The 21,773-nt window shown below is 64.1% G+C and carries 13 protein-coding genes; 6 read left to right on the forward strand and 7 right to left on the reverse strand.

Annotated features, from left to right (window positions below; translation table 11 throughout):
* Positions 1-69: 69 nt before the first annotated feature.
* Positions 70-2,862, reverse strand: coding sequence for a TonB-dependent receptor (locus tag G4G27_RS16415; protein ID WP_244624371.1), 2,793 nt, complete (start codon positions 2,860-2,862; stop codon positions 70-72).
* A gap of 299 nt (positions 2,863-3,161) precedes the next feature.
* Here G4G27_RS16415 and G4G27_RS16420 point away from each other — a divergent pair, with 299 nt between their 5' ends.
* Complete coding sequence (locus G4G27_RS16420; RefSeq protein WP_183109647.1) at positions 3,162-4,178, forward strand: sugar kinase; 1,017 nt, start codon at positions 3,162-3,164, stop codon at positions 4,176-4,178.
* Positions 4,179-4,339: 161 nt separating this feature from the next.
* Here the strand turns inward: G4G27_RS16420 and G4G27_RS16425 are convergent, their stop codons facing one another.
* From G4G27_RS16425 to G4G27_RS16445, 5 genes are read right to left on the reverse strand one after another with little or no spacing between them, the layout of a single operon-like run.
* Positions 4,340-5,218, reverse strand: a complete 879-nt coding sequence (locus tag G4G27_RS16425) for a rhamnogalacturonan acetylesterase (protein WP_183109648.1) — start codon at positions 5,216-5,218, stop codon at positions 4,340-4,342.
* A 12-nt stretch (positions 5,219-5,230) separates the two neighbouring features.
* Positions 5,231-5,983, reverse strand: a complete 753-nt coding sequence (locus G4G27_RS16430; RefSeq protein WP_183109649.1) for a glucose 1-dehydrogenase — start codon at positions 5,981-5,983, stop codon at positions 5,231-5,233.
* A complete protein-coding gene (locus tag G4G27_RS16435; protein ID WP_183109650.1) occupies positions 5,980-7,293 on the reverse strand; it encodes an MFS transporter in 1,314 nt (437 codons plus the stop codon). Before G4G27_RS16435 ends, G4G27_RS16430 begins: the two co-directional genes overlap by 4 nt.
* Positions 7,293-9,479 carry an alginate lyase family protein gene (locus G4G27_RS16440; RefSeq protein ID WP_183109651.1) on the reverse strand — a complete coding sequence of 729 codons (2,187 nt, stop codon included), beginning with the start codon at positions 9,477-9,479 and terminating at the stop codon, positions 7,293-7,295. The genes G4G27_RS16435 and G4G27_RS16440 overlap by 1 nt, the downstream gene beginning before the upstream one ends.
* Complete coding sequence (locus G4G27_RS16445; RefSeq protein WP_183109652.1) at positions 9,479-11,689, reverse strand: polysaccharide lyase 6 family protein; 2,211 nt, start codon at positions 11,687-11,689, stop codon at positions 9,479-9,481. The genes G4G27_RS16440 and G4G27_RS16445 overlap by 1 nt, the downstream gene beginning before the upstream one ends.
* 388 nt (positions 11,690-12,077) lie before the next feature.
* Between G4G27_RS16445 and G4G27_RS16450 the strand changes: the two genes are divergently transcribed.
* The 3 genes from G4G27_RS16450 (at position 12,078) to G4G27_RS16460 (ending at position 18,148) form a co-directional block, all read left to right on the forward strand.
* A complete protein-coding gene (locus G4G27_RS16450) occupies positions 12,078-13,571 on the forward strand; it encodes a DUF4403 family protein (RefSeq protein ID WP_183109653.1) in 1,494 nt (497 codons plus the stop codon).
* Positions 13,572-13,673: 102 nt separating this feature from the next.
* Positions 13,674-15,230 carry a glycosyltransferase family 39 protein gene (locus tag G4G27_RS16455; RefSeq protein ID WP_183109654.1) on the forward strand — a complete coding sequence of 519 codons (1,557 nt, stop codon included), beginning with the start codon at positions 13,674-13,676 and terminating at the stop codon, positions 15,228-15,230.
* A 68-nt stretch (positions 15,231-15,298) separates the two neighbouring features.
* Positions 15,299-18,148 (forward strand): TonB-dependent receptor, encoded by a 2,850-nt coding sequence (locus G4G27_RS16460; protein ID WP_183109655.1) that lies wholly within the window; start codon positions 15,299-15,301, stop codon positions 18,146-18,148.
* A gap of 35 nt (positions 18,149-18,183) precedes the next feature.
* On the opposite strand, the gene G4G27_RS16465 is transcribed toward G4G27_RS16460, so the two are convergent.
* Entirely contained in the window at positions 18,184-19,905 is a 1,722-nt protein-coding gene (locus G4G27_RS16465) for an acyl-CoA dehydrogenase (RefSeq protein WP_183109656.1), read from the reverse strand.
* A 48-nt stretch (positions 19,906-19,953) separates the two neighbouring features.
* Here G4G27_RS16465 and G4G27_RS16470 point away from each other — a divergent pair, with 48 nt between their 5' ends.
* Positions 19,954-20,946, forward strand: coding sequence for an L-threonylcarbamoyladenylate synthase (locus G4G27_RS16470; RefSeq protein WP_183109657.1), 993 nt, complete (start codon positions 19,954-19,956; stop codon positions 20,944-20,946).
* Between the two features lie 63 nt (positions 20,947-21,009).
* Positions 21,010-21,741 (forward strand): aquaporin Z, encoded by a 732-nt coding sequence (gene aqpZ, locus G4G27_RS16475; protein ID WP_183109658.1) that lies wholly within the window; start codon positions 21,010-21,012, stop codon positions 21,739-21,741.
* Positions 21,742-21,773 lie beyond the last annotated feature (32 nt).

Below are 21,773 nucleotides of genomic sequence, written 5' to 3' on the forward strand. Positions count from 1 at the left end.
CTGGATTGTCATACCACTTGGCCCGGACGACACAAGCCGTCCGGACCCTGGTCGATTAGGGTCTGGACCCTAGAAGCGCACCCGGGCGCCGATGAAGTATTTCGATCCGTAATAATGATATTGCCGGCTGCTGCCATAGACCGGCATGTCGGTGACCTTGGCGTCGTTGAACACGTTGAGCGCCTCGACCCGCAGCGAGAGATTGCGGTTCACATTGTACGACGCGCGCAGATTGACCAGGTTCGACGGGCGCACGAAACGCAGCTGCGTATTGCCGCCGACAAAGTCCTGATAATAGCTCGACCGGTAGGTGTAGACCGCCTCCAGCGACAGGTTCTTCATCTGGTAATAGAGCTGCGCCGACCCGGTGTGCTTCGAAAAGCCCGACAGATTGGCAGCCGGGATGATGCCCGGGGTCACCACGCCGGTGACGGGATCGATCACATTGCCGAGGCGGATGTCATAATTCTTGAAGTTCGAATTGGCGTAATTGTAGCTCAGCTTGGCGCCCAACCCGTCGAACGGTGCGGGCAGCCAGGAAAAGCGGTTGGTAAGCGTGAGTTCGAGGCCATAGACGCGGCTCTTCTCGTCGCTGTTCTGGCGCTGAGTGACCGGCACGGTGACATCCTGACCACCGATGTTGAACGTCTCGTTGATCGACACCGGTATGAACCCGCCGCCGAAGCTCTTGTAATAGAGCGTGCCGGCGACGATCGTATCCTTGTTGGGATACCATTCGAGCGCGAGGTCGCCGTTCCACGACATGATCGGCTTGAGCGAGGGCGAGCCATCGGCGATGATATTGTCGATCGCGTCTGCGATGTCGCTGAAGCCAGTGCCGTCATCCAGCGTGATTGTACGACCGGCGGCGAGATCGCTCGGCGCGGGGCGCGACATGGCGCGATAGGCGGCAACGCGCGCGACCACATCGTTCGACAGTTCGAAATTTGCGTTCACGCTGGGCAAAGCGCGGAAATAGCTATTGGTCAGCGTCTGCGTCGCGAAGTCGCCATTTTCGACCAGCTTGATGCCGTCGCCATCGGGGACGACATCCAGGCCCGCGCGCAGGCCGATCGACCGGACATCGGTCTGCACCACGCGCACGCCGAAATTGCCGCGGACCGGCGTGTTGCCCAATTGGCTGTCATAGGTTCCCATGACGTAACCGGACCAGACCTTCTCGGTCACGTCGGCATTGTCGACCGCACGAGTATCGGCGCCGATTCCGGGATCCTCGGTGCCGAGATAACCGCGGAACTGGCACAATGTGTCGAATGTCGCCCAGGACGTGATCGACTGATTGGGCGCATCGTGGAGATAGCCGGTTTGCGGAAATGGTGTGCGGCAGGCGAGATTGACGTTCCGATCAACCGAGCGATCATTCTGGAGGACTTCCACGAGATCGTTGATGTTGATGTAGCGGCGATGCGAATAGCGGCCGCCGATATCGATCCGCTTCAGAAAGCCATCGAATTCATATCCGGCATCCAGCCGTGCGGCGAAAATCTTGTCCTGCTTGTATTCGTCGTCGCGGCGCAGGCGCGCGTCGTCGCTGAACAGCGACCAGTCATTGGGGTTGAAGCGCGGATCGAAACTGATCTGCGTGGCGAAGCCGCCGCGCGCGTCATAGGTGTAGGGAATGCGCTGATCGTTGACCGGCGTACGCACATTGTTGATGTCGAACGCATCGGTGCGCAGCCGCACGCTGCGCTGGAGCGTGTCGCGCTTGGTCTGCGAATAGGAAACGTCGGTGCTGATCGTCAGCCGGTCAGTCGCCTTCCAGCTCACCGATCCGCCACCGCCGAGATATTCCTCGTCACGCGTCAGGTAATTGCCGATTGCATCGACCGACGAAATACCGTTCGCATAGATCAGGCGATGCTGGTCGTCATACTGGACGTTGCGTAAACTGTAGCGCGTCTCCGCCAGCGTCAGGTCGTGACGATCCTCGGTATAATCGCGCTTCGAATATTGGAAATCGAGGTTGATATCGATTTTGGAATTGGGCTTCCATTGCAGCGATCCGATGAACGCATCGCGCTTGTCCGATTCGGTGATCTGGCGGAACGTGACCGAGCTCGGCGCGAGATAGAAGGGCGATCCCGCCGCTCCCGCCTGCCGGGTAATCTCGTTGCAATTGCCGGTCGGATTGGTCAGCGGGTTGCAGGCATAATAGGTGCTGCCGGCGGCATAGGTCTCTTCCGGATTGTTGACCTGGTTGCGCTGCACGCCAAGCGCGATGCCGACTTCGCCCAGGCCACCCAGGTCGAACTGGTCGACATAGCTCGCGGTGCCGCGCCAGCCCCATGCGCTCTCACCGCGAATCTTGTCCTGATAGGGATTGTAATTGGCCTTCACCTCGACCTGGAGCGAACGCTTCTTGTAATCAAGCGGGCGTAGCGTCTCGAGCTCGATCGTGCCCGCCACGCCGCCTTCGATCAGATCGGCCTGTTGCGACTTGTAGATTTTGATGCCGCTGACCAGTTCGGACGGGAACTGGTTGAAATTGACCGCACGGTCGCCGCTGCCGTTCGAGGCTTCGCGGCCGTTGAATGTCGTCGCGCTGAGGAACGAGCCCAGGCCGCGCAGCGAAATCTCTGTGGCGCCACCCTTTTCCTGATGGCTGGTCGCGCCGGTGATGGTCTGGATCGCTTCGCCGATCGACAAAGCGGGCAAATCGCCGATCTCGGTCGAGTTGAGCGCATCGACGATCGCCATCTCCTGACGCTTCACCGCGATCGAGCTTTCGATCGTCTGGCGGATGCCAGTGACGACGATGTCCGGCTCGGGCTCCTGTGCCGGTTCCGGCTGGACGACAGCGCCGGCGTTGGATTGGGCCGCAGCCGAGGCTTCAGCCGGCAAGGTTGGGTCCTGAGCAACCGGTTGCCCCGATGCGGGTTGTGCGGCGTTCGGGCTGGCGGTCTGGGCCGCTGCCACGGATGCGATGGTCAGGCACCATATAGCGACGCCGCCGCCCAGTGCCCGCGACCGCGAGGCCAAAGCTACTCGCTGCCGAAATCCGCCCATCATGCCTCTCCCAAGGTTTGTTCTTGTCCGCCGATTGATCCGGTCACGACGATCTGTCAAGGCGGATGACTATACCAGTGACTTAGTTCTTTCAACGATTATCGTATGACCAATATGAAAACGAGGGGATACCAGTGCAGCGGACCGGCTCCATCCTGTGCTTCGGCGAACTGCTGTTGCGACTGAACCCGATCGCTGCGACGCCGCTGGCGCAGGCCGATACGCTGGCACTTCATGTCGGGGGCGCGGAGGCCAATGTCGCCGCGGCGCTGGCCGCGCTCGACCATGACGCGGCAATGGCGAGCGTGGCGGCGGCGAACGAGCTGGGCGAGGCCACGTGCCGCGCGTTGCGCGCCGCCGGCGTGGACCTGCGCTTCGTCGGGTCCGCGGCGGGCCGGCAGGGTCTTTATTTCCTGACGCCGGGTGCGTCGTTGCGGCCGGCGCAGATTCTTTATGATCGCGAGGACAGCAGTTTTACCCGCTACGATTGGTCGGCGATCGACTGGTCGACCATGCTGGCGGGACGGGCATGGTTGCACGTATCGGGCATCACGCCCGCACTCGGGCCGGACCTCGCTGTCGCGACCCTGGCCGCAATGCGTACCGCCCGTGCCATGGGCGTATCGGTCTCGTTCGACGCCAATTACCGCCCGCGCCTATGGTCGCGGTGGAGCGCCGAGCCGCGCGACATATTGATCGAGCTGGCGACCGAAGCCGATTTATTCTTCGCGACGCATCGCGACATGGCGCTGCTGCTCGGCCGGTGCTTTCACGGCGACGGGCCGGCGCGGCGCCGCGAGGCCGCCGAAGCCGCATTCGCCGCGCTGCCGCGATTGCGCTGGATGGCCTCGACCGCGCGCGAGGTCGAGGCGGTGGATCGCCATCGCCTCTCGGCCCGGATCGACAGCCGCACCGAAAGCTGGACCACGCAGGAGGTCACGCTGACCGGCGTGGTCGACCGGATCGGCGGCGGCGACGCCTTTGCGGCGGGCGTGCTGCACGGCCTGATGCGCGGCGCCGGCGAAGCAGCGGCGCTACAGGACGGACTGGCGCTGGCGTGCCTGAAGCACAGCGTGATCGGCGACATGGCGCTATTCACGCGCTCCGATCTGGAAGAGTTCGGCACGGGCGGACTCGATGTCCGGCGCTAGAGCGATTTCGTGCTGCGATTGTTGGAATGCCGTATTCGATCAATCTATCTAATTGATAAATATACAATATTTATAGAATTCCTGCGCAGCACGGCGTGCGCGGCACGCTCGAGATATGGGACAAACCTGGTGTCCGATATCTCTTCCTCATGCAGCTCACCCTAAGGCACCAATTGGCTGCGCAGCGGCGGCACGGCCTTGGCCAGTCCATTGGCGACCAGCCGGGAAAAGACCCGCGCGCCGGCGTCGCCGACATGGGTGTAATCGAACTTGCGGGCATATTGCCCGCGCGGCCCGTCGGCAGTCGTCGGCGCATCGGGCACGCGCGCTTCAGTGGCAGGACGTGGCCGCAGGGTCGTACCGGTCTTCGCCGCCGCGACTTCCTCGGGAATCGGATCGGCCATGGCGAGCTTCATCGCCTCGACCGGCCCGATCCGCTGCACCACCCGCGCGCTGTCCGCATTGAGATCGACCAGCGGCGTCGCGGTTGCCGTCGCCACCTTGCGCACCTGATCGGACCAGACATCGAGCGTGTTGAGGATCTTGCCGTCCTTGAAATCGCGCCGCACCAGCGGCGTCAGCAGCACGGGAATGCCGCCGGCGGCCCGAACCTCCGCGACATAGCGCGTCAGGTTGGCCGGGAATTCGCTGTCGATCGCGGTCCAGCGTTCGGGCGCGGAGGATTGGTCATTATGCCCGAACTGGATCAGCACATAAGTGGCGGCATAACCCGCCGCCTTGATCTCGTTCTGCACGATCGCCCAGGATCCCTCCTGCCGATAGCTGCGCGTCGAGCGCCCGCCGCGCCCCATGTTGAGGCAAGCGACATTGGATTTCACATGCTCGGCGCAGAACATCGACGCCCAGCCGCTACCCACCGCCATGGTCGAATCCCCGACCAGGATCAGCTTGTACGCCGTGATCGGGGGTGCATCGGTGCGCGTCTTCGGCACTTCGCCGGCGACGCGCGGATGGGCCGGTTCGTCCTGCGCCAGCGCCGGCGTGGTCACCAGCGCAAGCGCGAGAAGCATGTGTCGCATCATTTTAATTCCTCAGGAGAAGAACAGGCCGCCATTGATGTCGAGATTGACCCCGGTCAGGAACGCCGCATCCTCGGACAGGAGATAGGCGACCGAAGCGGCGACCTCGTCCGGATGCCCCTCGCGCCGCAGCGGCGTGTTGCCGGCGACTGCGGCGCGCCCCTCGGGCTTGGAGAAGATGTCGTGAAAACTGGTGCCGATCAGGCCCGGGCACAGTGCATTGACGCGAATGCCCTGCGGCCCCAGTTCCTTGGCCCAGCCGCGCGTGATCGTCATCATCGCGCCCTTTGCCGCAGCATAAACCGTCGCGCCGGGTCCACCGCCATCGCGGCCGGCGAGCGACGCGAGATTGACGATCGCGCTGCCCTTGCCGAGATGCGGCAGCACCGCCTTGGTCACCAGGAAAGCGGAGCGGAGGTTCAGATTCATGACCTCGTCGAAGAAGTCCGCATCCATATCGGCCAGCGTCTTGCGCGCGATCATGCCGCCCGCGCAGTTGACGAGATAATCGATGCGCGCGCCGAACTTGTCGGTGGTCGCCGCGACCAACGCCGCGACCTGATCGGCATCGGTCACATCGGCGCGCTGCAGCAGGACAGTGCCGCCTGCCGCAATGATCGCGTCGGCGGTCGCTTGAGCGGCGGCCTCGTCGCTGCGATAGTTGATCACGACGCTGGCGCCTTCGCTTGCCAGCCGCAGCGAAATCGATTTGCCGATGTCGCGTCCGCCGCCGGTGACGATCGCGATCTTGTTCTTGAATCTCATATTCCAGCCTCTTCGATGATGGGCGTTGAAGGCGGCGCGACGGGCGCGGTGCGTCCGCCGAGCAGCCAGATGGCGAGGACCCCGAGCGGCACAATCGCCGCCGAGAGTGCGAAGATCGGGCCGTAGCCGTCGACCGTCATGACCGGCACGAGCCAGGTGGTGATCAGCGTGCCCGCGACCGCCGCCGTGCCGCCGATGCCAGCCAGCGAGCCGACTGTGCCGCCGGCGAAATAGTCGCCCGGCAAGGTCTGGATATTGTTGATCGCGATCTGGAAACCGAACAACACCACCGCGATCAGCAGCACGGCATAGAGCGGGGTCGCCGCCATCGCGGTCAGCAACAGCGCGGGCAGCATGATCACGCCACCGACCGTGATGATCGCCTGGCGCGCACGCAACGCCGACCAGCCGCGCCGGATCAGCATCCCCGATGCCCAGCCGCCGAGCAAGCTGCCCAGCATCGCGCCGACGAACGGCACCCAGGCGAACAGCCCGATCTGCTTGACGTCGAAGCCGAACGTCTCGGCGAGATAGATCGGCAGCCAGGAGACGAATAGCCACCACACCGGATCGAGGAAGAAGCGGCTGACCAGGATCGCCCAGGTTTCGCGGTGACGCAGCAATTGCCCCATGCCCGGCGCATAACCGGCGATCGGTTGCAGCGGCCCGGCCCCACCCTCGCCGGCGATATGCGCGCGTTCCGCTTCGCTCAGCCAGGGATGCGCGCCGGGCTCACCGCGATAGAGGAACAGCCACGGCACCAGCCACAGGATGCCGAGCACACCGATCAGCAGGAAAGTCGCACGCCAGCCGATCGCTTCGTACAGCAACGCCACCAGCGGCGCGGAGATGATCGCGCCGATCGCCGCGCCCGAATTGAAGATACCCTGCGCCAGCGCGCGTTCGGCCGGCGGGAACCAGGCGGCATTGGCCTTGACCGCGCCCGGCCAGTTGCCCGCTTCGCTCAGGCCCAGCGTCACGCGCAGGAAACCGAGCAGGCCGAGCGAGCGGACCAGCGAATGCGCGGCGATCGACAGCGACCAGAAGAAGATCGAGGCGACGAACCCCATACGTGTGCCGATCACGTCGAGCACGCGCCCGAACAGCGACTGGCCGACCGCATAGGCGACCATGAACGCGGTCACGAGCAGCGCATAATCGGCCTTGTCCGCGCCGATATCCTTCGACACCGCCGGCCACATCACCGCTAGCGCATTGCGGTCGATATAGTTGATCACCGTCGCCAGCCCGATCAGGCCGATGATGAACCAGCGTAGACCGCCAAGCTTACCGGTGCCTTTGCCAGCCATCACTTCACGCCCGCCGCGTCGATGCGTGCGATATGCCCGGTCCAGCGGATCGCCCGGCCATCGACTTGCGCGGTGTGTTGCTTGCCGGCGGTGACATCATCGGCGACCGCGACGATCACTGTCGCACCCTTTACCGGCTCAATCATGATCAAATCGCCATCCGCGGTGCGGACATGGCGCAGCGCCTTGATCTGGCTGGCGCTGGCGACCGTGGTTTCCGCCGCGGCATCATAAGACCCGTGCGGTTCGAGCAGCGAGACGAACACCGCGTCCTTCGCCCCAGTCACGCGCTGGATCAGCACCGGCTCGCGGCGCAGGTTGAAGCGCGGATCATTGGCGCCGCTCTCACCCAGGATCACCTTACTGCCGGCCGGTGGCAGCATGCGATAGGTGTAGAAACGGCCGCCATTGATCCAGGTCAGCGTCGCCGTATCGGCGGTCGGCGTGCCGGTCGCATCGACCCAGATATGCTGATAGCCATTGGCCGTGCCCAGCACCGGCCGCGTCGCGGCGTTCGACTGGAGCGGGAAACCGACATCGGTGATGTGCCCGGCATAATGCAGCGGCAGATCATAAGTCGCCGGCGCGCCACCGGTGACGCGCAGCAGGTCGAGCACGACCGGGCTGCCCTTCCCCAATGGCAATTGCACCAGCGTGCGGCGGAAGGTGACACCGGGCCAGGCGCCGGCCATTTCGGCGGTGCTTGCCTTGAGCACGTCGCCGCCGGAGAAGAAGAGTTGCTTCGGCGCCAGATCTTCGCCGACCTTCCACTTGCCGCCGAAGTTCGACGTCTCGTTCACTACCAGCGTGTTGTGCGCGACCGTCTGCTTCGCCCAGCTCTCATTTTCCTTGAGGTAGCGGCCGCCGTCCTTGCTCTCGATGTTGAGGAAGCGGGCCGAGCCGTAATCGGTCACGATCGCATTGCCGCCGTCGTAGAGGATCCAGCTCAATTTATCGAAATGGCCATGCCCCATGCCCATCGCGCTGTTCTTCGCGACCAGTACTTCGGCATCGTCCTCGGCGCTCGAGCGTAACACGGCGAGAGCGCCCTGGTCGCCGTTCGGTCCGTCGCGAAACAGTTGCGAGGCATAGGCGAAAGGCTGCGCCTTGCCGGCGGCGAGATCGCGCGCGACGGCGAGTCCGGCCGGCGTGAGGATCGAGCGCCCCTGCCATTTCGCGATCGACAGGAAGCTCGGGTCGCGGGTCGCGGCATAGCCGATCGCCACCGCCTGATAGAGTTCGTCGGTCTTCAGGCTCTTGTCCGGCATCGCGTCGTTGAGCGGGAAAAAATAACCGTCATAGGTCAACTGGATCGTGCTGCGGATCGCCTTGGGCAGCACGCCGCCATGCCGTTCCCAGATCTTCAGGTCGGGCTGATTGGCCTGGATCGCATCGGCGAACACCACGAACGGCTGCAGCGCATAACGCTGATAATAAGGCCCTTCGGTGTAATAGCCGTCGGGCGAGAAAAGCTGATCGACCTGCGCCAGGAAACCGGCCTTGCCGCTCTTGTCGGTGCCCTTCAGCGCACGTGCGACCAGTTCGGGATCGTGCAGCACATAGCCGGTCATGCCCACGCCCGCCGCCGCCCAGGTGGCATGGTTATGGATCAGGTTAAACGTCTTGGCATTCCCGACCGACAGGAACTCGGCCATCTTGCGGAACACATTGGTATCGATCGTCTCGCGATCGGCCGGGCTCAGCGTATCGCGGATCGCGTCGTAACCCTGGATGCCATAGACCAGCCAGACGCTGTCGTTCAGGCTCTGCCAGAACAGCCGTCCCGCCGCCTCGTTCGCCTTGGCGGGGTGCGGCCCCAATGTCGGGTACAGCTTGGCGTAGTCGAGCAGCATGGTCCGCGCGAAATCGGCATAGGCCTTGTCGCCGGTGATGCGGTACAGCAGCCCCGCACCGTACAGCGCCATATAGTTGCGCTTATGCTGTTCATGCGTGAACCCGCCGCCCGGATCCTTCGGCACCGGCACGACGATCCCGGCGCGCATCGCCTTGTCGACCGCCTTTTTGGTCCGCTCGAACTCGGCCGCGAACAACGGATAGCGTTTGGCGTCGGCCGCCATGGTCTTCAGGCCGGCGGCGTCGAACAGCACCGGCGCGGCTTGCGCGCTGGCGATGCCCGGCGTCAGCGTCGCCAGGGCGAAACCCAGCGCCCAGAGGGAAATACGCATTACAGGCCCTTCTCGTTATCGGCGATTACGGCCCGGGGCCGGCCTTTATAGGCCAGTTCGATCACGGTCGGCGGCGGCGTGCGGCCGAGCGTGTTGCCGCGGATCAGGGTATGCGGCGATCCGACGCTGTGTATGATCTGGATGCCGCCACTGCCCTGGAAACGATTGCCGGTGATGGCGGTTTCCTGGACGCCCGACAGCTTGATCGCGCCACTACCGGTGATGGTCGACCCGGACAAGGTGAAGCGCGGGCCGAAGGTGCTTTCATCGCTGCCGCTGCGCAGCACATCGGTGACCGTGCTGACCTTGTCGAACTGTGATCCGACAATCGAGACCTGTTCGGCGCCATACCAGCCTTGCTTGCCGCTCTCCGCCGCCAGCGCCAGCACTGCACCCGAGACACCGGTGAAAGCGCTGTCGCGGATCGAGATATCGCCGGCAAGGGTTGCGGGCGTCGTTGCCAGCACATCGAAACCCGGCGCACTGTCGAGATGCTCGAAGCGGGTGCCGGTGATGGCCAAACGGTAATTACCCAGCATCGGCCGAGCGCTGCTGCGGATCACCGCATTGCCCGATTGTCGGGGCGCCCCGGCGCCGTCGATCACCACACCATCGAGCGCGAGGCTGCCGCCTTCTTCGATCTGGAACAGGGTCGCCGCCGCCATGCGCAGGGTCGCACCGCCCCGTTCTGCCGCACGAAAGGTCAGCGGCGACCGAAGGGCCAGCGGCTCGGTCACCGCATAGCTTCCAGCCGCCAATTCGAACACGCTCCCCGGGGCGGCAGTACCGATCTGCGCGGATAGCGATTGCGCAGGCGTCACCCGAACAACAGGACCCGCGCCGAACGCTATCTCTCGCGACGCGGGCTTGGCATACCAGGCGACGCCGATCTGCTCGCGCGTGATCGGAACCAGGTCGCGCCGCACGCCCAGCGCCGCCAGCTTGGGATCGACTGGATAGAGCAGTCCATTCTTCGCACGCGCCAGTTGCACGGTGCGCCGAGCCAGGCCGGCCACCTCCACGCCCTTGGCGTCCACCACATTGTCGGCGAACTGAACACCGGCAATATCGGCCTCGATGCGAAGCGGGTCCTGCCCGCCCGCCCCGGTAATCAGATTGTCCGCGATCCTCGTTTCGCGCGGCGCCTGCGATCGCTCCGCATCCGCGCCCGCGCCGATCGTCACGCGCGCCACATCGATCAGGCTGTTATGCTCGATCAATGCCTGGCGCACCGGCATATAGCGGTTCACCGGTGAGTTGGGCACGCCGTTCATCACCGCGATCGCGCTGGTGAAGTCGATGCCGGCGAGCCCTTCCATGTAATTGTTGCGGATCGTCTGGCGCTCATTGATCACGCGGATCCCGCCGCTATGCGCCACGCCCTGGCCGAGAAAGACATTGTCCTCGACGATATTGCCGCTGCCATGGCGCAGCACGACCGAGCCTTGCGATTTCAGGAAGAGGTTGCGGCGGACCACATTGCCGCCCGATTTGATCGAGACGATCTCCACCTCGCCATCGCACTGCTCGAACAGATTGTCCTCGACGATCGTGTGGGAATCGCTGGCGGATTCGGTGCTGGTGCCGATGCGGATCGTTTCGCCGCCATTGGAGCCGAGCGGCGGGCGCGGGCCGAAATAGACATGGTCGATGCGGATGCGATTATCGAGCGGCATGCCCTTTTGCCGCACCACGACCATCATCGCCCCGGCATTCTGCTTGCCTTCGAAATGCGAATGATCGACGCGATTGTCGCTGCCATAGATCGCGACCCAATGATCCTCGCGCCGGCGATCGGGGTTGTTGAACCGGTCGATCACGATCCCGGTGATGCGGCTGTGTTCCGCCCAATGTTTCGAATCCGTGCGAAACGCGATCACCTCGTCGCCCGGCGCGTGGCCGTCGCGGAACACCAGGTTCGAGGCGACAAGATAGCGGCCGGCAAGCTTCAGGCTGGATCGTCCGGTGAGGATGACTCGCCCGGAATGCTGCGCGGTCAGCGTGATCGGCTGTCCTGCCTTGCCTTCACCAGAGAATGTCAGGGCGGCGTCCCGCCACTCGCCATCGGCCAGGACGATGGTATCGCCCGCCTGCATGCGCGCCACGGCCTCGCGATATTGCACCTGATCATGGACCAGCGTCTCGCGCGCGGCCAGCGGCGCGGCGCCGGCCAGCACTGTCGCAGCCGCTGTGATCGCAAAGGCGCGCAAACCCGATTCCTCGCCTGACACGGCCTGTTACCAGACCAGCTTATTTTGGACTAGCACTTCTATGCCAATGCTCGATGCAGATGTCTATACCAGATTGCATGACAATGACGTGGCACGACCTTATCCTCGCGCTGATCGGCCGCCGGACCAATTATCTTGCCGAACGGTGCGAGAAGAGGAAGTATGCGGGGGTGGATCATCAGCGCGGGGCGCCGTCATGAGGTTTGAGGTATTGGCGGCGGCATGACGCAACCCCGCTTGAATGGAACATGTTGCCGGGCATGTTGCCTGACATGTTGCCTGACATGTTGAATGTCTTGCCCAGGCTCGGCTGGACGCGTTCGACGGGCAGAGGCGAATTGCCACGCGGTGCGTTAGGTCGGAGATCATGATCTTGCACCGCACCTCCTGTCCGATCCTGTTGCTCGCGCTGGCTTTGGCTGGGGCGATGGCCGGATGCAGCGACAAAACCGGCAATCCGGCACCGCCCAGAATCGAAACGCCAGCCGAATTGCCGACCCAATCGTCCACCCTGGTCGTGCCGGTTTCCACGTCGCTGGCACTGCTGGAGCAACGTCTGAACGCACGCGTGCCAACCCAATTGTGGCAGATCGACAAGCAGGAGCCGCGCTGCGTTCCCGAAAAACGCGTGAAGGTCTTCGGCAGGAAGTTGAAGGTCACGCCGGCACTCGGCTGTCGCATCGTCGGCACGGTCACGCGCGGCAGGATGCATCTGGGCGGCAGTGGCGACACATTGACCATCAGCCTTCCGATCACCGCGGCGATCAGTGCCGAGAATGTCGGCGGGATCATCAAGAAGGAGACCGCGACCGGTGCCGCGATCGTGCGCGCAACCGCGAAGCTGTCAATCGACCGCAACTGGTCCCCGGTCGCAAAGGTCCGCATCGCTTATGATTGGACCGATCCCCCGGGAATCGACTTTCTCGGGCAACGTATCCGGTTCGCAGGAAAGGCGGACGACAAGCTGAAGGGGGTGATCGCCGGGCTCGAGCGCGATCTTCCGCTTGAACTCGCAAAGCTGCGCGCGCGCGAGCAACTCGGCGATGTCTGGCGGCAGGGCTTCACCTCGATTCAGCTCAATCGCGAGCGTCCGCCGGCATGGATGCGGATCACGCCACTCAAGCTTGGTTTCGGCGGTTATCGCATCGGTGGCGGCAGGATCGTGATGCAATTGGCGGCCGAGGCGCTGACCGAGACCTTTGTCGGCGATCGACCGGCCGATCCGAAGCCGACGCCGTTGCCGCCGCCGGCGCGGGAAACCGGCCCAAGGGGATTGCGCTTCTACATCCCCGTGCTGGCCGATTTCGCGCAGCTCGAACCGGTGGTGCATCGCACGCTCGGAAAACTTGCGGCGAAGGGCATCACGCTGACCGGCATCGGCCCGGTGGACGCCGAGTTCGGCAAGGTTACGATCTACGCGACCGAAGGTGGCCGGCTGGCGGTCGGCGTCGAAACCAAGGTCAAGGCGCGGAACGGCCTGATCGGCGCGTCTCACGGCGAGATCTGGCTTTCCGCGGTGCCGTATAACGAGGTCAATTCGCAGGTCGTGCGGGTCCGCGATTTGCGGATCGCGGGCCGGACCGACAGCAAGGCGGTCAATTTGCTTTTTTCGCTGTTCGACGATCCAACCGTGCAGGAGCGAATTCGCGCGGCGCTCACGCACGACTTCGCGAAAGATTATGAGAAAGTGCTGGTCGCGGCCCGCAAGGCGACCTCCGGGCGCCGCGAAGGCGGCTTCGTCCTGTCGGCCGATATCACCAGCGTCGAGAACGGCCCGATCAAGGTGACCGGCCAGGGTCTGTTCCTGCCGGTCCGGGCGTTGGGCACGGCGAACATAGTTTATACGCCGGTGCGTCGATAAGCGCCGGCTCTGCTCGCATGATTGCCGCCCCAATCATGGTAACCAAAGTCTTAGCCAGTTATTCAGCTTTGCCTCGTATCGCGCCTGAATGAGCATATCGGCATGAGCATATCGGTACCAATGGCAATCAGGCGGCAATTCGAATCCGGTCGATCGCACGGCTGGCCGATCGGCCGCACCGCGATCGTCGCAACGCTGATCCTCATCGTCTCCGCCATATTCCTGTTCGTGGACCGCGCGACGATGCCGATCCAATTGTGGGACGAATCGCGCAACATCGTCAACGCGCTTGAGATGCGCGAAAGCGGTTTCGGACTGATCACCACTTTTGGCGGCGCGCCCGATTTGTGGAACACCAAACCGCCGCTGCTGATCTGGCTGATGACGGCAAGCGTTGGCGTCTTCGGTCCGACGGAATGGGCGTTGCGACTACCCAGTATGATCGCGGCACTGGGCACGATCCTGCTGCTCTTCTGGTTCGTGCGACGCACCAGCGGATCGACCAGCATCGCTGTACTCGCCACCATGCTGATGGTGCTGAGCCCCGCCTATTTCGGCGAGCACAGCGCGCGAACGGCGGACTATGACGCGCTGCTGCTGTTCTTCGTCACCGCCTATCTTTGCCTGCTGTTTCTCGCCCTGCATCAGCAACGTCCTTCCAGAGCATTGCTGGCGTTGATCGGCGCGGCGATCTGCTGCGCATTCCTGACCAAGAGCATCGCCGCGCTGATACCGGGCGTCGGCGTCGTCCTGTATCTGTTGATCACCAGACGATGGCGCCGCCTTTGGGCGACACCCGCCTATATCGTCCTGGCGATAGGCATTGTCGCGACAATCGGGATATTCCTGCTGCTGTGCGAACTGCAGGCGCCGGGTTATTTGCGCGCTGCGTGGTTCAACGACGTTAGCGGCCGTTTCGGATCGTCGCTGGTCGTCGAGAAATCGCGCTGGTTTTACATTACCCAGCTGCGCGCCGGGTTTTTCTCCGCGACTCCGCTGCTGTTTTTGTCGCCGATCGCACTGTTTTTCGCACGCGGACGAATGCGGCTCCTCCTGCTCTTTTCGCTCTGCGTCACGATCGGCGTTCTGGCGGCCTTCACCGGTGCCGCGTCCAAGCTCAATCATTATATCCTGCCGGCGATTCCGTTCATGGCGGTCGCCGCGGCGATCACCGCGCATCTCATGCTCAAACGTGCAGGCGCGGTCTGGCGGTCCGGTGCGCGCTTTTCGCGGCTGATCGCCATGGTGCTGGTGGTGGTCGCAGTCTGGCCGATCCTGATGGGCGGCGCCGGGGCGATTGCGCGGCGATATTATGTGCCGATCGTCGGCGAAGGCGCACAGTCCGGACAATATGGCGCGCTCCTCGCTCGGCTGGCCACACGCGCCGACCGGCCGATCCTCGTCATAGACCCGGGCTTCGTTCTGGAAGGCAAAGCGCATTACGCGCCCGTGCTGCTCGCTTATCGCCAGCTATGGGCGGCGCGCGGCGTGGTCATCGATCATTCGATCGACCTGACGATGATCGACCGGGCGCACGGCGTCATCCTTGCCAGTTGTGCTGCCGAGGGCGTGGCATCACTGCGCGCAAGGGGCCGGGACATCGCCGGCATCGACGGCTGTGTTGCGGTGCTGGCCGGTCAGGCGCGCCCTGCCGCATAATTCCGCCTGGCATACTCTTGAGACAATTGCCGATTAGAGGCAGTCGCGAATGAGCGACTGGAGTTGTCATGCGGCGTTTGAGTTTTGTCCTGTTCCTGATGGCCACAACCGCGGCGATGCCGGTGATGGCACAGGATGTGCCGCGCCAGGCCCCGCCCGAAACCGCACAGGATACCGATCCCGATGCGATCGCGTCGGACGAACCGGATATCGTCGTGACCGGATCGCGCAACCTGCCAGGGTCGGTGATCGGCGACATACCGCCTGAAAAGCAGATCGGCGCGGCCGAGATCCGCTCTTACGGCGTCAGCTCGATCTCCGACCTGCTCGACGAACTTGCGCCGCTGACCGGCAGCGGACGAGGCAGCGGCGGTGCGCCGGTGGTGTTGCTCGACGGCAAGCGCATCTCGGGTTTTTCCGAGATTCGCGACATCCCGACCGAGGCGATCCAGCGCGTCGAGATATTGCCCGAAGAAGTTGCGCTGAAATATGGCTATCCCGCCGACCAGAAAGTCGTGAACGTCGTGCTGCGCCGCCGTTTCAAGGCGACGACGGTCGAGGCGCAGGACAAGCTGGCTACGGCGGGCGCGCGCAACACCGCGCAAGGCGATCTCGATCTGCTGACCATCAGGCGCGGCGGACGCTTCAACCTGCACGTCAAATATCAGGACAGCAGCGCGCTGACCGAGGCCGAGCGCGATATCAACCCGCAGCCGAGCCTGTTTTCGACCCAGGGCAATATCGTTGGTGTGCGAAGCATCACCAACCCCAACGGCGAGATCGATCCGCTGTTGAGCGCACAGGCGGGATCGCTGGTGAGCATCGCCGGCGTGCCGGCCTCCGCCGCCAATGGCGCACCCGTACTGGGCGATTTCGCCGCGACCGCCGGTCAACAAACCTTCAGCGATCCCAGCGCATATCGCACTCTATTGCCGTCGAGCCGCAATTTCAGCGCCAATGCGGTCTATGCACGGACGATCCTGGGCAACGTGTCGGCCACGGTGAACGGCACGATCGAGACGACCGAGAGCGTCGGGACCAATGGCCTGCCCGGCGTGTCGCTGGCACTGGCGCCGGACAATCCCTTCTCGCCCTTCGCCAATGCGGTAACGGTTGATCGCTCGCTCGACGGCTTCGCGCCCTTGAAGCAGCGCAATTCGTCGGTCAGCGGGCATCTCGGCACGACGCTCAACGGCACTATCTCGACCTGGCAATGGTCGCTGACCGGCACTTACGACCGCAGCGAGAACAAGACCGTTACCGATGCGGGGCTCGATATCTCGACGTTCCAGGCGCGGCTCAATGCGGGCGATCCGACTGCCAATCCATTCGGTCGACTGGGCCTGGCCGATGTCGGTGCCGGGGTTGCCAACCGTGCCTATGCGACATCGAGCAACCTCGATGTCGATGCACTGTTCACCGGCACATTGTTCGCCCTGCCCGCGGGATCAGTGGCGACGAGCATCAAGATCGGCGGACAGACCAGCGATTTCTCCGGCCGCACCTATCGAGCCAACATCGTCACGCCCGGCGACGTGTCGCGCGACATCGTCAACGGCCAGATCAATATCGACATACCGATCGCCAACAAGTCGAAGGACGTGTTGGGCATTCTCGGCAAGCTGTCGGCCAATTTCAATATTGCCGCGGATCATCTGTCCGACTTCGGCACGCTGACCACGCTCGGTTATGGCGCGAACTGGTCGCCGGTCGAGGGTGTACGGCTGATCGTGTCGCATACCGACCAGGATCGCGCGCCGAGCGCACAGCAACTCGCCAATCCGCTGATCATCACGCCCAATGTGCGTGTATTCGATTATGTTCGCGGCGAAACAGCGACGGTGACGACCATGTCGGGCGGCAATCCCGAACTGCGCGCGGACAATAATCACGTGACCAAGATCGGGCTCACGCTCAATCCTTTCGGCAAGACCGATCTGACTCTCACCGCCACTTATGTGAAGAGCCGGACCGACGATCCCAGCGCTTCGTTCCCCTCGGCCAGCTCGGCGATCGAAGCGGCATTTCCCGACCGCTTCGTGCGTGAAGCGACAGGCACGACAGCGCCCGGCAGGCTGATCAGCGTCGATACGCGCCCGATCAACTTTGCACGCAGTGAACGTTCCGAACTTCGCTGGGGGATCAATTTCTCCAAGAGCCTCAAGTCGAAGGTGCAGAAGGAACTGGAGGCGTTCCGCGAAGGCACTGGCCCCAATCCCTTTGCTGGCCTGAGGCGGCCGGGACAGGATGGCGAGCGCGGTGGCCGGCGCGGCAGTGATGGGGCAAGCGGCGACAGGCCAGACGGCGGAGCGCCCGGTGCTGCCCCGGCCGGGGGTGGCGCGCCCGATGGCGATCGCCCGCGCTTCGGCGGCGGGCGCGGCGGCGCAGGCGGCTTCGGTGGACGAGGCGGCGGTCGTCGAGGCGGCGGGGGTGGCGGGCGTCTGCAGTTCGGCATCTTCCACACCTGGCATCTTACCGACAAGGTCCTGATCGCCGATGGCGGACCAAGCCTCGACCTGCTCAACGGCGATGCGATCGGCGGCAGCGGCGGTCAGTCGCGGCATGAGGTGCAACTGCAGGCCGGTTATACCAATAACGGCGCCGGGTTACGGCTGTCGGGCAATTACCGGAGCGGCACGCGCGTCAATGGCGGCACCCCTGGCGCTCCTGAGCCGCTGGCCTTCTCCGCGCTGACGACGCTGAATGTGCGGCTGTTCGCCGATCTCGGCCAGCGGCTCGACTTGCTCAAGAAGCACCCCTGGCTGCGCGGCACGCGGATCACCCTGGCGTTCGACAATGTGTTCGACAGCCGCCAGCGCGTAACCGACGTCAATGGCGCGACGCCGATCAGTTATCAGCCCGACTATCTCGACCCGTTGGGACGGACCGTGAAGCTGAGTATTCGCAAGTTGTTCTGACGATTCCCCTCCCTTGCAGGGGGGGAAGGAGTTTCCTAAGCTGCAAACACTTCCGCCGGGATCGAATAGAGCACATCCGCCGTCGCCGTCGCTGCCGCCTTCAAACCCATCGCCTCAGGCACGATCTGCGCGACATAGAAGCGCGCCGTTGCCGTCTTCATGGCGAGGAATGCCGGGTCACCATCCGCCGATGCCGCGATCCGGCCCTGCCGTTCCATCAGCCAGCCGCACACCGCGGTCGAGAGCATGGTCAGAAAGGGGTAACTCGCGGCGAGCTTGTCGTCGGCGTCGAGCGTCATCAGGCCGCGGCCGATCTCCTCGCAGGTATCGATCAGCGCGATCAGCCCGGCATCCTCCGCCTCCGCACGCATGTCGGCGATCAGCCGCCCGAACACACCGCCATTGTCGAGCCCGAGCTTGCGCCCGACCAGATCGGCCGCCTGGATACCGTTGGTGCCTTCGTAAATCGGCGTGATGCGCGCTTCGCGGAAATACTGCGCCGCGCCGGTCTCCTCAATATAACCCATGCCGCCATGGACCTGGATGCCGATCGAGGTGACTTCGCAGCCGATATCGGTGCCATGCGCCTTGGCCAGCGGCGTAAGGATTTCGAGCCGGTCCTGCGCGCCCGCTTCGCCGAGCGTCGCGCGGTCGACCTGCGCGGCGGCGAGATAGACAAGCGCGCGCGCCGCCTGAGTCTGTGCCTTCATGCGCAGCAGCATGCGGCGGACATCGGGATGCTCGATGATCGCCACCGATTCGCGGCTGGCGGAGCCGGCGCGTGCCGACTGGATGCGCTCGCGGGCATAGCCGACCGCAGCCTGGGTCGCGCGCTCGGCGATCTGCACACCCTGCAGGCCGACATTCAATCGCGCATTGTTCATCATCGTGAACATCGCGCGAATGCCGCCATATTCGCCGCCGATCAGTTCACCGATGCAATCGTCATTGTCGCCGAAGCTCAACACGCAGGTCGGCGATCCGTGCAGGCCCATCTTGTGCTCGATCGAGACCACGCGGACATCGTTGAAGTCACCCGGAGTGCCGTCCGCGTTGAGCCGGTATTTCGGCACCAGGAACAGCGAGATACCCTTGGTCCCGGCCGGCGCATCCGGCGTGCGCGCGAGGACGAGATGGACGATGTTCGGCGCCATGTCGTGATCGCCGAACGAAATGAAGATCTTGGTGCCCTTGATCGACCATTTGCCGTCGCCAAGCGGCTTTGCGCTGGTACGCAACGCGCCGACATCGGATCCGGCCTGTGGCTCGGTCAGGTTCATCGTGCCAGTCCATTCGCCTGTCGCGAGATGCGGCAAATAGAGCGCTTGTTGTTCCGGGCTGCCGTGATGGGCCAATGCCTCGATCGCACCGACGGTCAGAGTCGGGGCGAGCGCGAAGCTCATATTGGCGCTGCCCAGCGTATCGAGTACCGCGGTCTGGATCGCGAAGGGCAGGCCCTGGCCGCCAAATTCTTCCGCGACGCCGATCGTGCCCCAGCCCCCCTCGACATAATCGTGATAGGCCTTCACGAATCCCTCGGGCATCACCACGCCCTCGGGCGTCCATTTCGCGCCGACCGTATCGCCCGCGCGGTTGAGCGGTGCCCATTCGCCTTCGGCCAGCTGGCCAACGCCGTCGAGCACCGCATCGACCACGTCGGACGACGCAGCGGCGAAGCGTTCGCTCTGCGCGAGCTCGTCGATCCCGACGACATGATCGAGCACGAAACGCTGGTCGGCGGTGGGTGGCGTGAACACGGGCAAGTCCTCTTATCGCGCAGGCGTTGCGCGGCTATAGCGCGCCCGATGGCTGTTCCAACCCCCATGACGACGCGCGTCCTGCCCTATGGCGAGGATACGATCGTACAGGCCGCCGCGCTGATCGCGGCGGGCGGGATCGTCGCCGTCCCGACCGAGACGGTGTACGGCCTCGCCGCCGATGCGACCCAGGCCTTGGCGGTTACCGCAATCTATGCCGCCAAGGGCCGGCCGAGCTTCAATCCGCTGATCGTTCATGTCCTCGATCTGGCGGCGGCACGGGCGTTGGCGGCGTTCGACGATCTCTCGCTTGGGCTGGCCGAAGCGTTCTGGCCGGGACCGCTGACATTGGTCCTGCCGTTGGCCAGGGGCGCGGCGGTCGCGTCTCTGGTCACGGCGGGCCTGACGACGATCGCGATTCGCGTGCCGGAACACCGGGCGATGCGGGCATTGCTCGCGGCGACGGGCAAGCCGCTCGCCGCACCCTCGGCCAATGCGAGTGGGGGCATCAGCCCGACACGCGCGGTACATGTCGTGGCGAGTCTCGGCGGGCGGATTCCGCTGGTGATCGACGACGGCGCGACCGAGGCCGGGCTGGAGTCGACGATCGTCTCGACCGATGGTGGGCTGAAGATTCTTCGCCCGGGGCCGATTACCGATGAAGCTCTCCAACATTTCTTCCCCGGCGCAGGCCGGGGCCCAGTTACGCCGTCCAGCGCCACTGGGCCCCGGCCTGCGCAGGAGAAGCGTCTGGTTACGGCTCCCGGTCAACTTGAAAGCCATTATGCTCCCGCCAAGCCTTTGCGCCTCAACGCGACCTTGGCTGAGGACGGCGAATGGCTGATCGGCTTCGGCCCGATCGCCGGTGACGAAACCCTGTCATCGGCGGGCGACCTCACCGAGGCGGCTGCCCGCCTGTTCGACCTGCTCCACCACGCCGATGCGAATGACCGCCCGCGCATCGCCATTGCGCCAGTCCCGCATCACGGTCTCGGGCTGGCGATCAACGATCGTCTACGTCGCGCCGCGCACCGCGACTGACATCTTTACGGCGGCGCAACGATAGGTCATCTTCCTCCAACTAAGATCGACAGGGAGGAAGACATGACCAATACGCAACGCGGTCTCGCGGAGTTTCTCGGTACATTCTGGCTCGTCTTTGGCGGCTGCGGCAGCGCGGTGTTCGCCGCGGCCTTTCCCGAGGTCGGCATCGGCCTGGCGGGCGTCTCCCTCGCTTTCGGCCTGACCGTGCTGACTATGGCCTATTCGATCGGCCATATCTCGGGCTGTCATCTCAACCCGGCTGTGACCATCGGCCTATGGGCCGGCGGGCGCTTTTCGGCCAAGGACATCCCGCTTTACGTCATCGCACAGGTGCTCGGCGCGATCGTCGCGGCGGGCCTGTTGTACCTCATCGCCACCGGTAATCCCGATTATTCGCTCGCTGCCAACGGCCTTGCCGCCAATGGCGTCGCTGAACACTCGCCGGGTCATTATTCGCTGCAGGCCGGGCTGATCGCCGAAGTCGTGCTGACCTTCTTCTTCCTGCTGGTGATCATGGGATCGACCGACACGCGCGCGCCGGCCGGCTTCGCACCGATTGCGATCGGCCTTGCGCTGACGCTGATCCATCTGATCAGCATTCCGATCACCAACACCTCGGTCAATCCGGCGCGCAGCACCGGACCGGCGCTGATCGTCGGCGGCTGGGCGTTGACGCAACTGGTCTGGTTCTGGGTCGCGCCGATCGTCGGCGGCATACTTGGCGGGCTGGTCTACAAGGCGCTCGGCGCCGATGCGAAAGCCAAGCCGCCGATCGAGGGCGAAGCGCTTTGAGGGCGTAAAAAGCCCCTCCCTTTCAGGGAAGG

This window comes from Sphingomonas sp. So64.6b (genome assembly GCF_014171475.1).
Taxonomy (GTDB): domain Bacteria; phylum Pseudomonadota; class Alphaproteobacteria; order Sphingomonadales; family Sphingomonadaceae; genus Sphingomonas; species Sphingomonas alpina_A.